At 38.7% G+C, this 13,960-nt stretch carries 8 protein-coding genes; 3 read left to right on the forward strand and 5 right to left on the reverse strand.

Features of this window, described 5'->3' with window-relative positions; genetic code table 11:
- Positions 1-502: 502 nt before the first annotated feature.
- Together BTO11_RS13250 and BTO11_RS13255 are read left to right on the forward strand one after the other, a co-directional pair.
- Positions 503-1,714 carry a hypothetical protein gene (locus tag BTO11_RS13250; RefSeq protein WP_105053043.1) on the forward strand — a complete coding sequence of 404 codons (1,212 nt, stop codon included), beginning with the start codon at positions 503-505 and terminating at the stop codon, positions 1,712-1,714.
- Between the two features lie 5 nt (positions 1,715-1,719).
- Positions 1,720-3,873, forward strand: coding sequence for a hypothetical protein (locus BTO11_RS13255; RefSeq protein ID WP_105053044.1), 2,154 nt, complete (start codon positions 1,720-1,722; stop codon positions 3,871-3,873).
- Between the two features lie 480 nt (positions 3,874-4,353).
- On the opposite strand, the gene gcvP is transcribed toward BTO11_RS13255, so the two are convergent.
- The 5 genes from gcvP to BTO11_RS13280 all read right to left on the reverse strand — a co-directional run bounded on the left by gcvP (position 4,354) and on the right by BTO11_RS13280 (position 12,193).
- Positions 4,354-7,266, reverse strand: a complete 2,913-nt coding sequence (gcvP, locus tag BTO11_RS13260) for an aminomethyl-transferring glycine dehydrogenase (protein WP_105053045.1) — start codon at positions 7,264-7,266, stop codon at positions 4,354-4,356.
- Between the two features lie 233 nt (positions 7,267-7,499).
- On the reverse strand, positions 7,500-7,889 hold the full coding sequence (gene gcvH, locus BTO11_RS13265; RefSeq protein ID WP_105053046.1) for a glycine cleavage system protein GcvH: 390 nt from the start codon (positions 7,887-7,889) through the stop codon (positions 7,500-7,502).
- Positions 7,890-8,101: 212 nt separating this feature from the next.
- Positions 8,102-9,187: a glycine cleavage system aminomethyltransferase GcvT gene (gcvT, locus tag BTO11_RS13270; protein WP_105053047.1), complete on the reverse strand. Its 1,086-nt coding sequence runs from the start codon at positions 9,185-9,187 to the stop codon at positions 8,102-8,104.
- Between the two features lie 271 nt (positions 9,188-9,458).
- Complete coding sequence (locus BTO11_RS13275) at positions 9,459-10,721, reverse strand: FAD-dependent monooxygenase (RefSeq protein ID WP_105053048.1); 1,263 nt, start codon at positions 10,719-10,721, stop codon at positions 9,459-9,461.
- A gap of 53 nt (positions 10,722-10,774) precedes the next feature.
- Positions 10,775-12,193, reverse strand: a complete 1,419-nt coding sequence (locus BTO11_RS13280; RefSeq protein WP_105053049.1) for an FAD-dependent monooxygenase — start codon at positions 12,191-12,193, stop codon at positions 10,775-10,777.
- A gap of 450 nt (positions 12,194-12,643) precedes the next feature.
- Here BTO11_RS13280 and BTO11_RS13285 point away from each other — a divergent pair, with 450 nt between their 5' ends.
- Complete coding sequence (locus tag BTO11_RS13285; protein WP_105053050.1) at positions 12,644-13,918, forward strand: ABC transporter substrate-binding protein; 1,275 nt, start codon at positions 12,644-12,646, stop codon at positions 13,916-13,918.
- Positions 13,919-13,960 lie beyond the last annotated feature (42 nt).

Here is a 13,960-nt window from a genome sequence, read left to right on the forward strand (position 1 = left end):
TAATGCGTATTTAGACTTACTACAACTACCGTTTTAGACGTTGTCCATAGACGTAGATTACGAAGTTCGATCGTGAATCAAAGTGATCTGACCCTATTGATTCATATTCTGTAACTTGCCTTGAATAACCACCCCCTCGTGTAGTAACAAATAAAAGTGGGTGTCCTTGTTATTTCTAGTTTTATTAATTTCTTTAAAGCTAACAGGATAACGAGGACTCCCACTTTAAATGAAGTGTTCCCAATTTAACCCTGACCTCTTTTTATTACTTCTTGTTTAGCCTTCAATTTTCTCATACTATAAAATTAATAAATTTAAAGATTTTGATATAAATAATAGATAAGACATACAGCATATTAATCATTAAAAAAATAGCTGCGTAATTAAAGTTCAATCAAAAATCGGCTAATAGTTTAGTAAGTGAATTTAAAGTCGTTGGTAGTTGACGATTTAAAAGTATTTATTTTAGAAAATGGTTAGAAAAATAAAAGGACAAATTTATATGATTTCGTTACCAGCTTCTTTAGATTTGGATAAAATTGAAGATTTTCAAAAAAAATTGGATAATTCTGATCATTTAGATGCACTTCAAATACCTGTTGGTAGTAGTAAATTTGCTTTTGGTGGGTTTGCTAGTGCCATACAATCAGTTAATACTTGGGCTTACTTTAACAACGAACGAAAAGTTGTAATTAAACCAAGTGTTAAAACTAAAAATGAAGTACTTAAAGAAATTATTGTACAACCTCATAAATTTACCGCTCTAATGATGGCAAAGCAAACAGAATTACTAAAAGAAGAAGCACCTAATGTAAGAAGTGAAGTAAATCAACTCGCTAAACTAGCTATAGAAAAACAACCTTTAGAAATATATGGCCAAAATCGGGGCAGATTGTGTTGGTATTCTTTTGTTGATCACAGCACAAAAGGATTTGATAGGAATTTTTATGATGTTACTCCTGGTTATCACCCTTCACCTAAAAGTATAGGTCAGATAAGAAGCATAATTAAGTCGATGGTTGAGCAATCTTCCAAAGTTGCAGGTGGTGGTTCACTCCCAAATAAAGAAAAAATTAATAACTTGGGCCGTATGTTCTACGAATTATTTATTAATACACATGAACACGGTAGTCGGGATTTTGATCGTAAAGTATGGATAAAACCAGCAACTCGAGTAATTTATTCATATGGAATTAATTTAACCGATAACGCAATTAGTAATACCGTAAAGCAGGAACAGAATTTCAAAAACTACATATCAAGACTCTCAACGACTAAGAACTCTACACGTCGATTTGTAGAAATTAGTATAGTTGATTCTGGATTAGGCTACTGTGGACGATGGCTTGCCGATCATCCAAATGAAGGAGATTTAAAAGATATAAGTATCAAACAGCAATATCAAATCCTTAAGAAATGTTTTCAATTTCGCAGCTCGTCAACGAATAATGAAATTAAAGGAAATGGCCTTCCAGCAGTAATGGCAAACTTAACTAACCTCAATGGATTTATGAAAGTTCGTTCCAACAAACTATCTGTCTTTAGGGATTTTGCCAATCAACCTTTTACTTCAAATGAGGAAGATAAATTCGAGTTTTCTGATTGGGAAACAAATGAGGTTTGCTCTAACCATTTAACAGAACATCCGGAATTAAGAGGGGTTGCAATTACTGTATTAATTCCACTTTATGATTGGACTGATGCTAAGGATTAAGCGTAATGAGTAATTATTTTACTTTTAGATTCCAAGAAACTAATGAACACAGACAATCTTTAGTGGTCTTTGGTAACCCTGACTTTGAAGTGTCATCTTTAACAAAAGTGATTAAAGATGATGTAAATGAGAACTTATTACCTCGACGAGTATATTTAATGGGTTATGATTTAACCTCAGCAGTGAAAGATGTACTTATTTCCGATAGCTTTTTTGCAGATGAAATTGATTCATGGATTGGTACCTTTGCCGATAAAGTAGCATTTTTAAAAGTTACTTCTACAGGGCTAATTAAAGAGTTAGACTCCAATGAAGAGTTTTGTTTTTCCTCCCAGCTTTTAACTACTGGCGCTGAATCAATATTTGAAAATAGAAAAGGACTAATAACCTCTTTGCCAAGTTATCACTTTTTAAAGCCATCTGGTGATCACTGCGATAAGTTTATACGTGCTTCAAACTTATTTGCCTCCGGTATTGAAGTTGCATTTTTAGCTATTGGTTTACTCCCCTACCTTAAGTCGAATATTAAGCGCATTTATGTGGACACTTCATCAATTTCTTTCTTAGTCAGTATCGCTGTTCAATTAAGTAAAAGTTTTGGTGAAAAATTCCCTGTTATTGAAAGTTTTGAGTCATATTCTGTTTTTAACAAACCTTATAGTTTTCTTGAAGATGATGACAGTTTAGTGGTCATTTCAGCCACCACTAGTGGTGGCCTGGCGCAAAAATTAACACAAAAGCACACATTTAAACCTTCCAACATTATTACGCTGTTTTACTCTCGAATTAAAGCTCAGCAAGAAGCAATCTTCGACATATCAGAAGCTGTTGGTAAAATCACATCAGTTAAGCCTTCTGACTGTAAGTTATGTGAAGATGGCTCCAAGCTTATTAAAATTGAAGGGGAACAATTCATACCTGAAATCCCAAAGCATGAGCTATTGGTTATAAATAAGACTGATTTCAATGAAGATAGAAAAAATTTCTTTAAGGCGTTTGCTACTAAGAAACTTCTCAAATTCAATACAGCGCCAAGCGATAACTGGGATCGAGAACATTTTTTCGTTGATGTAAAAGCGTTGCTTGAATCAGGATTAGATGCATTCAGAAAGCCTTTAATCAAAAAAGTAAATAAACACTTTTCAAAGGATATTAGCAAAGTAATTTGCCTTGACGATGATGCTGCTAAATCACTAGCCGATGAAATAGTTAAAATTACTAAAGCTCCTTCTGAATACGTAGTTTGCTATAACGACGTTACAGAAGATGATTTAAAAGGTCATAGCTCGGTAATGGTTGTTGCTAGTGCAATAACATCAGGCAGGAAATTACTTGCAACGGCAAGAAAGTTAAGAGGTATTGATCCTTCCGCGACAATCACTTATTTGGTTGGATTTTCTAAGCTTCCGACTATTGAGGCTTTTGAACAACTGAGGAAAGATCTCTGCTTAGGTGGTCATGAACTCATTCCACTTAAAACTTGCTATTTACCTAGGTTGAGTGAAAAAGCACTTACTCCTTGGGATATTGAACGAGAAAAGCTTTCTATATTTGGTGATATAGAAGATCCTCTCTCGGGAGAGCGTGATAAGTTACCTCTATTGCTAAAAAAACGATTAATCGAACTCAATGATTTTTCCAGTCAAGACGAGCTATTTTTGAAGTCACCAACTGGTGAAAACCTTTCTTTGAGAGGTACATTTGCTTTTTGGGGAGGACTTGGCCTAAACACCAGCGCATCTTCCCAAGCTGATGTTTACTGGACTATTCAATCAATTGTTCACGACTTAAGAGTTGAAAATGATAAAGGTTTATCCACTACATATCATTCTACTCTGTTAAGCCCTGTGTGTTTTGATCGTTTTAATGATGGTGTGATTCAAGCATGTTTGCTTAGATCTGCAAAACCAACAGAGCTAAACTACGCTGTTGATGAAGGTTTCAGTAGACAGATTACGGATATTATTATTTCTGTCGTAAAAAATAGTGATAACCCTCAAGGTGAAGGTTGTTTAGAGTTTCTTCTAGCAATATGGTCTGGAAGATTAAAAGTACAGGAAGAGCACTTGAAAGAGATATTAGCTTCAAAAGATGAAGTAGCGCCTGAAGATGTTAAATTCATTCTGAGGCAAATATCAAAGGATATCGAAATACCGTGAACTGCTCTCTAATTCCTAAAAACATATAAGTCAATTCCTAGCTGGCGAACCGCAGGTTCGCCCTGCTTTTTCTTTTTGCTCTGCTTTACCTCTCCATCACAAAATCACTTTGTTAAATATTATTTTTTATAAAATTCGAAGCATGGATGCTGAGAAAGGACTGTTTGTCAGGGACGACTTTTCAGTCCGCTTTTGTAAACAAAAATAACTATTTAATGAAGTATTGGATTTTGTTTAGGAGCGGCCTTTTTCGCCTACCTTTTTTGGCTGTTGAAAAAAGGTATGGTCGCCGAGGGGCGACTCCAATAGTAATTTGAAATACAATTTCAAAGCTAAAATCACCAATCTAACCTTAAAAAAAACATAAAAAAAGGTGACCTAAGTCACCTTTTAAATTCAAGGACGAATTAATGTCTAAGATACATGGATGTAATATTCTTAGACTAACCCTTTATGGATCAATAACTCTGGTTACAGAGCCTAGTCCTTATAAGTATCAATACTCGGACAAGAACAAATCAAATTACGGTCGCCGTATACATCATCTATACGAGTCACTGTTGGCCAGAATTTGTTTAACTTCACAGACTCACATGGGAATGCTGCGTAATCACGTGCATACGCTCTGTCCCACGTTGGGTCTAATACGTCTTCCGCTGTATGTGGTGCAAATACTAGTGGATTGTTTTCTAACGTCCATTGCCCGTTTTCAATCTTACTAATTTCACCACGAATAGCCACAAGTGCATCAACAAAACGGTCTAGTTCTACTTTTGCTTCTGACTCAGTAGGTTCAATCATTAATGTGCCAGCAACTGGGAATGACATGGTTGGTGAATGGAAACCGTAGTCGTTCAAACGCTTAGCGATATCCATTTCTGAAATACCAGATGAGTCTTTAAGTGGACGTAAATCAACAATACATTCGTGCGCAACACGGTCGTTACGGCCACGATATAAGATTGGGTAATGTGCACTTAAACGTTCTGCAACGTAGTTAGCATTTAAGATAGCCACTTGGGTTGCTTGGCGTAAACCAATTTTACCCATCATGGCAATGTATGCCCAAGAGATAGGTAAGATACCTGCAGAGCCATAAGGTGCTGCTGATACTGCGCCGTTGTCTATGCCTACATTTTCAATGGCATTTTTACCAATGAATTCAACTTTAGTCACAACGTGGTTTGGTAAGAAAGGCGCTAAATGCGACTTAACACCAATTGGTCCCATACCTGGGCCGCCGCCACCATGTGGAATACAGAATGTTTTGTGTAAGTTTAAGTGTGATACGTCAGAGCCAATTGAACCCGGTGACGTTAAGCCAACCTGTGCGTTCATGTTGGCGCCGTCCATGTAAACTTGACCGCCGTTTGCATGCACAATTTCACAGGCTTCTTTAATGGTTTCTTCGTAGATACCGTGAGTAGAAGGATATGTGATCATTACGCAAGATAAGTTCTCGCTGTGTTCTTCTGCTTTGGCTTTTAAGTCTGCAATGTCTACGTTACCGTTTTCATCACACGCGGTTACTACCACTTTCATGCTGGCCATTTGGGCTGAAGCTGGGTTAGTACCGTGCGCTGAACTTGGAATTAAGCAAATGTTACGGTGATGATCATTACGGCTTTCGTGGTATTTACGAATCGCGATTAGACCAGCGTATTCACCTTGTGCACCAGAATTTGGTTGCATTGAGATGTTGTCGTAACCTGTGATTTCAATTAACTGTTCAGATAATTCGCCAATCATTTTGCTGTAGCCTTGGGCTTGGTCAGCAGGACAGAATGGGTGCAAGTTACCAAATTCAGGCCAAGTTACTGGGATCATTTCTGCGGTTGCATTTAACTTCATGGTACAAGAACCCAAAGAGATCATTGAGTGATTCAATGATAAGTCTTTGCCTTCAAGACGACGAATATAACGTAACATTTCTGTTTCGCTGTGGTATGAGTTAAATACTTTATGCGTTAGTACGTCTGTTTTACGAGCGTAAGCGGCTGGAATTGAAGAGTCTGCATTAATAACTTGTGCGTCTAATTCAGCAATGTCTAAACCATGACCTTCACCAAGGACAACATCAAATAACTCTAAAACACATTCACGAGTAACGGTTTCATGCATGGTTGCAGATAATTTTCCGTCTAAATCAGTACGGAAGTTAACTAATTTTGATTTAGCGCGCGCTAGGATTTCGTCTTTGTTATCAGCCACAAAAGTAATGGTGTCAAACCAAGAGTTGTTAACTAAAGCAACGCCTTTGGCTTTAAGGCCAGCGGCAAAGATATCAGCAAAACGGTGTATGCGGTTTGCGATTGCTTTTAGTCCTTGTGGACCATGATAAACCGCGTAGAACGACGCCATATTAGCGAGTAATACTTGCGCAGTACAAATGTTTGAGTTGGCTTTTTCACGACGGATATGTTGTTCACGTGTTTGCATTGCCATACGTAATGCAGGGTTACCACGACGGTCTTTAGATACGCCTATGATACGACCCGGTAATGAACGTTTATGTTTGTCGCTGGTTGCAAAAAATGCAGCGTGTGGACCACCGTATCCCATTGGTACACCAAAACGTTGCGCTGAACCTAATACAGCGTCTGCGCCCAAGTGACCCGGGCCTTCTAACATTAATAAGCTCATAATGTCAGCGGCAACAATGGCAACGCCTTTGTTTGCTTGTACGGCTTCAATTAACGGTTTGATGTCGTTAACTTGACCTTCTGCGCCTGTGTATTGGAACAAGGCACCAAATATTTCGTAATCAACTGCTTTTTCTGGTGCGTCAACAACGATTTCAAAACCAAACATTTCAGCACGTGTTTTAACAACGTCGATAGTTTGTGGATATACATCATTGCCGATAAAGAAGATGTTGGCTTTTTTAGCTTTTGAAACACGACGAGCTAAGCCCATTGCTTCGGCAGCAGCCGTTGCTTCGTCTAATAACGAGGCACTGGCTAAGTCTAAACCCGTTAAGTCGATAGTGACTTGTTGGAAGTTTAATAGTGCTTCCAAACGACCTTGAGCAATTTCTGGTTGGTACGGCGTATACGCTGTGTACCAGCCTGGATTTTCTAACACATTACGTAAAATAACGTTTGGTACTGAAACTGGGTGGTAACCTAAACCGATATAAGATTTAGCAATTTTATTTTCACCGGCAACGGTTTTTAAATACGCTAACGTTTGTTCTTCCGTTTTGGCGTCGTCTAAGTTCATTTCTTGTGGTAAACGAATTGAGCCTGGCACCGTTTGTCCAATCAGTTCTTCAACTGAACTTACACCTAGGGTTTTACACATTTCTAACTGTTCTGCTTCGCTTGGACCTATGTGGCGGCGAATGAAAATGTCGTGTTGCTCTAGTTGTTGTAAGCTGGTTTTTTCGGTCATGTTAATAGACTTCCTAAAATTGCTAATGGTTAGCGGTTTAAAACAGTAAATATACGTTTATGCTGTAAACGTATGTTTTGTACTTATTTAGTTTGCGCTGACACCAGTACTATCTCTAATACTATTTCTAGTAGTAACTGGTGCACCAAGCGCATTCGTTTTAAGCAGAGCTCTGCCCTTTAAACGAATAAACCTCGCATTGGGTGTCCAAGCGAGGCTTTATTTTTTGCTAATTAATCTTCGTCGATTGACGATTCATAACCTTCCGCGTCAAGAAGATCATCTAATTCAGATGCGTCTTCTAATTTAATGCGGAACAACCAACCGTCTCCGTATGGATCAGCGTTAACTTTTTCTGGAGCGTCTTCTAGCTCTTCGTTAATCGCTACGATTTCGCCAGCAACTGGTGCATAGATATCAGAAGCTGCTTTAACTGACTCAGCTACAGCACAGTCATCGCCTGCTGCAAATTCATCACCAACGTCTGGTAAATCAACAAATACCATGTCGCCTAATAAACCTTGCGCATGTTCACTAATTCCTACAGTTACAGTTCCGTCACCTTCGTTACGTACCCATTCATGAGAAGAAGCGTATTTTAAATCCGATGGAATGTTGCTCATAGTTTATTTTCCTTTGGCCGTTGCTACTTAAATAATGGTTATTTAAATAGGTAATAGTTATTTAAAAGTTATTATTAATTTTTTTAGCTTTATACACTGCTAAATTTTAACAGCTAAGTTGTTCTGTTTAAAACCACAACAAAATATAAATGTTACGGCAAATTAGTTCAACTTAGCTTTTGTATTCTTTGCTATCGGTTTTAAAGTTCTCTTTAAAGTACTGATTTGCCGTTACGAACAAATCCTGCTTTAGTTACTTTAACGTCGACTAATTTTTTGCGCATTTCAACCTGAACCGTATCACCAACCGCAGCTCCGGCTGGAATACGAGCCATCGCAATTGAGTAACCTAATGTTGGAGAAAACGAACCTGAAGTGATAACACCGTCGCCGTTAGCGGTAAGGACTTTTAAGCCAGAGCGTAATACGCCCTTTTCTTCCATTACTAAACCAACGAGTTTTTCTGTGCCTGCTGCTTTTTGAGCAACTAACGCAGCACGACCAATAAAGTCACGGTCTTCTGGTTCCCAAGCGATGGTCCACGCCATGTTTGCCGCTAATGGAGATACTGAGTCATCCATGTCTAAACCGTAAAGGTTCATACCCGCTTCTAAACGTAAGGTGTCACGTGCGCCTAAACCTGCAGGTTTAACACCCGCATCTAATAATTTTTGCCATAAGTCAGCAGCTTGGTCTGCAGGAACGACAATTTCGTAACCCGCTTCACCTGTGTAACCTGTGGTTGCGATAAATAAGTCGCCAGCTTGCACACCAAAAAATGGTTTTAAACCATCAACAGTGGCTAATTGCACGCTGTCTAAAATAGTGGCTACTTTTGCTGTTGCTTGAGGGCCTTGAACTGCAATCATGCCAAATTCTGGACGTTCAGTAACGGTTACAGAGAATGCTTGTGCTTGTTTGTTGATCCAGGCTAAGTCTTTTTCACGAGTGGCTGAATTAACAACTAAACGGTAAGACTCTTTTGAGAAGAAATAAATGATAAGGTCATCAATAACGCCGCCGTCTTCATTTAACATACCAGTGTAAAGGGCTTTACCTGGGACCGTTAATTTGGCTACATCATTAGCAACAAGTTTACGTAAAAATGCTTGAGCATCAGAACCGTTAATATCAACAATTGTCATATGAGATACGTCAAACATACCTGCGTCTTGACGAACTGCGTGATGCTCTTCGATTTGAGAGCCATAGTTAATCGGCATTTCCCAACCGTGGAAGTCCACCATTTTTGCGCCAGATTCTACGTGTTTGTCGAATAAAACTGTTCTATTTGTCATATTTTTACCTTTGCTGCGTGTTAAACGTTACGAACAAGGTGAAAAGAATTAAGTCGTTTTATGAATTGTTAAATTTACAAACGAATAGTGCCAATAACATAAATGTAATTGGCATAACTTAAGTTCTTCCACTTAAAAATTGCGAAGGAGTATAACGGATTCGACGCAACAAAACTAATAAATTACCATTAGTTATTTTTATGCCAAACATAAACCTAAGTATGGCAAATGATAGCAATTTCAGATGTTTGCGTCGTTAATGTGGCGTGGGTTATATAACGTCTTTATATTTAGCTAGCTCAGGTAAATCGCCTGTAACACCCATAGCTTGCTCAATTATTTTATGTTTAACCACAGGGCTATTATTGGTTAACAACAGGCCAAAACCTCGAATAAGTTTTTTGAATTTATTATCACCTGCAAACAAGGCTTTTAAACCTGCCATTGCGGCTATATATGTTTGAGCTTCGGCTTTGCGCCAGCCTTCATATTTTCTTAGTTGTTTGGTTAACTCAGCGGTTTTATTAGGGTTTAACAGCTCAGGTGACTCCAATATTTGCACTAAACTGGCGGCATCTAACAAGCCTAAGTTCATGCCTAACCCCGCTAATGGATGTATGGTATGCGCCGCGTCGCCCATAAACACAACACCTTGATTAACCCATTGTTTGGCGTAACGCATAGTTAACGGATAACTCACACGTTGACTGGTTAATGTGATTGGTCCTAATACGCTGTCAGTAGCGGCGGTGATTGAGTTGTTAAACTCTTGTTCCGTCATGTCTTTTAATTGTTGTACATGTTCTGGTGAGCTAGACCAAACAATTGAGCACTGATTTTGCTCTTGGTTTTGTTCTTGGTGTTGCTCTGCAATTTGTAATGGCAATAAAGCTAATGGACCTGACTTTAAAAATACTTGTCTAGCACACGCTTGATGTGGCTCGGTTGTTTTGATTGTGGCCACCAGCGCATGATGATCGTAATCAGAAAATACCATAGGTGTTTTCAGTTGTTTTCTCACCCAGGAATTGGCTCCGTCTGCAGCCACCAGCAATTTACTCAGAATTGGCGTGCCGTCTTCTAAGGTAATTAATACTTGCTGCGCTTGGTTATTGTTTTGGTTATGTAAGCTAGTGACTTTACTATCAAATTTTAATTGAATATTGGCATGTGAACTGGCAACCGCGATTAGGCTGTTTCTAATATTATTGTTTTCAATAATATGTCCAAGGCGAGACTCTGATAATTGCTCGGCGGCAAACTCTATTTTGCCAAAACTGTCTTTATCCCAAACTGACATTTGCTTGTATGGGGCAAAACGCGTTGAGTCTAAATGCGACCAATTGCCTAGTTTACGAAATATGTTTTCGCTGGCGGCAGAAATAGCACTAACTCGCAGTTCTGGCTCAGTTAATTCTGTGTGACTTGCAGCTGCATCAATAACCATAACGTTAAAACCGTTATCTGCTAACCCTAGTGCGGCCGTTAAACCGACACATCCACCACCAATAATAGTTATATCTGTTGAAATCAAAGTTTTGCTTCTCTACGTTTATTTGTGATTTAAATGATTACTTTAAGCGTTTACTACTTAATTACTTTGCTACTCATAAAATGCAACGCAAACCATTGCTGTAAGCTGCTTACTTTTTGTAACGCTAATAAAGCTAAGGTTCTAGTTAATGCCGGTAATCGCCCTTCTAGGCCAAACATTCTTACTAATAAGTCAGTAAACCCAGCGATTCGATTAATGTCATGCTGACGTGCTGCTTGATAGTTATTTAATACGACAAAACTACCAATGTCGTTTTGACTTTTATCAACAGAGCTATTTACCGCGGCTTTGATCTGCTTAACCAAACTAGCCACATCTCTTAAACCTAAGTTAAACCCTTGCCCTGCAATTGGATGAATTGTATGAGCGCTATTACCAACCAGAGCAACACGATCGCTAATAATTGTTTCCGCTTTGGTTAACCCAAGTGGATAACTCTCACGTTTGGAGGTTTTAGTAATAACGCCACCAGCATGACCAAATGCATTTTGTAACTGCTGACAAAAATCGGACTCTGACAAGGCCATTATATTATCAACGTCTTCTGGCTTAACACACCAAACTACAGAATATTCATCTTTGTTAATTGGTAAAAAAGCGATTGGACCAGATGTGGTAAAACGTTCAAATGCGGTGTGACCGTCCAATTGAGACTGCTCTTCTTTATTATTTTTGTCTGCCCGGTTATCTGTGGCTAAGACGCTATTCACTTTGTTATTTTTTGTCACTTGTATATTAGCGATGATTGCGTTTTGCTTATACGCCTGGGTGCTAGTGCTAATATTTAGTTTTTGTCTGGTTGGAGACATTCCCCCCTCTGCGACAACGAGTAACTTGCCATGTAAGGTTTGTGCATCATCTAACACAACTTGGATATGCTCAGGATGTTGAGAAAGCTGTTGAATGGTATTGGGTTTGTACCAGGTGACCTGTTGTTTATTCTTCTGTGTGCTTGCTAAGGCAGCTTGTAACTCATTTAACGTGGTGGTAAATGCGTGTCCCATATTTCTCATAGCGGCAACGTAACCCATAGCGTTTAAGTTGTACTGCTGTGAGCGCATTATCGTTTTACCTAAATGACCACGGTCTGAGGTAACAATGGTTTTTATTGGCCATGCCGTCGGTTTGAGATTTTTCCACACTTGCCAATGATTTAATAACTGCAATGAACCATATGACAAAGCTAAACATCGGTCGTCAAAGTTAGCTGTTTGGCTTTGTTCAGAGATTTGATTTGAGCGTTGATTTAACTCCTGAGCAGCTGTATCTGATTTAAAATCACTGCTCTTAAAATCATTTGGTACGGCATCTAACGACGGCAGGCTAACAGTTTCAATTATCGCGATGGATAATTCAGGGGTTTCATTGATTAACCCAATTGCCGTTAACAGACCAGACAAACCACCACCGGATATGATCACATCGTATTCAGTTATTACAGTATCACTCATACACAACTCTCTTACACAACGTTCTACACAAATATCTTACAGGGCTTTCTTTAAAGCTATCTTAAAAGCTATCACTGAAGCTATTTACAAATGCTCATAGGTATTGCTTATCTCATATGGCTAAGCCTTCTGACAAAGCTCTATGACTAAGCCCATAAATAAGCATTTGAATTACCTACAATTGTAATTCCAATATAGCCTTAGCTGACAACAAGGAATTCACTAATAAGCCAATGCTACATTACCTTAACCGTCATTAACAAAACTATCTGCATAAATTGGTAAAACTTTACCTATGTTGTTTCTAATTCCCCTAGCTAAATCCCTTATCTTTAATATGGATTAATCAAATGCTAATTTGTTAATTTAGCTAAATAAATTAGCTTATTTCATTATTTAGCTATGTAAAAAAAACATTCGTTTCTATACTCAATAAAACTGACACAGAGGATGGTTAAAGTTTTGGATAAATCACGCAGAAAAACCCTAAAAAATATCGCCATTGGTAGCTTAGCTGGAGCTGCAGCAATTAAAGCGCCGTATGTCTTCTCTAGAAATAAAGTCACTCTTAGAGTATTGGGTACACATGTAACCTTACAAGAAGAGTTAAGAGAACAAGCTATGGCAGACTTAGGTATTAATTTAGTGTTTGAGCCTAAAGGCAGTGCGGCGGTTTTACAAAAGGCCTCTATGTTCCCCGAGTCTTTTGACCTTTTTGAACAATGGTCCAACAGCATCAATGTACTTTGGCGTTCAGGCTCTATTCAGTCTATCGACAAATCACGAATTACTCATTGGGATGAAATCAATAACCTAACTAAAACTGGCAAAGTAACCCCACATGCCAAAATAGGCGCAGGTGATGCACCGTATAAATTATTACATGTACAAGCTGACAACACGCTAGGCTCACAACACACTAACGAGATAAGTTACTTACCCTATGTACATAATGTTGACTCCTTTGGTTACAACACCAATGTGATTGCCAAAGGTATACCTTATGAAACCGAAAGCTGGGGTTGGTTATTAGATAAAAAAAATAGCGGTAAAGTGGGTGTGGTTAATGCCCCTACCATAGGTATTTTTGACTTGGCACTGGCAGCACAAGCCAACAACTTAATGACATTTAAAAATATTGGCGCTATGACTAAGCTAGAGTTGGATCAATTGTTCGCTATATTGATCGACTTAAAACAGTCTGGTCACTTTAGTGGATTTTGGACTTCTGTCCCTGAGTCCGTTCGTTTTATGCAATCTGACCGGGTTGCAATTCAAAGTATGTTCTCCCCTGCGGCTTCGTCATTAAACGGACAAGGCATTCCTATTACCTATGCAGCGCCCAAAGAAGGATACCGAGGTTGGCAGGGTGTTATGTGTTTATCTAGCGCTACCCAGGGAAAGGTTAAAGATGCGGCATACGATTATATGAATTGGTGGTTATCAGGTTGGCCTGGTGCGTTTGTGGCACGTCAAGGTTATTACATATCTAACCCACAACGAGCTAAGAGTCACCTTAGTCAGTCAGAATGGGATTATTGGTACGAAGGTAAACCCGCTTCACAACAACTCAAAGGAACGGATAATAAAGTGTCGGTTCAAACTGGTGATATACGCTCTGGCGGGAGTTACCAAAAACGTTTTAGTAATGTTGCAGTATGGAATACAGTTATGCCAACCTACGATTACAGTATTCAAAAATGGTATGAGTTTATAAACGCATAATGCTTACTTTAATGCTCACCTTTCCTCTGCTGCTACATTCAG

Origin of the sequence: Psychrosphaera saromensis (assembly GCF_002954545.1) — a bacterium.
Lineage (GTDB): Bacteria > Pseudomonadota > Gammaproteobacteria > Enterobacterales > Alteromonadaceae > Psychrosphaera > Psychrosphaera saromensis.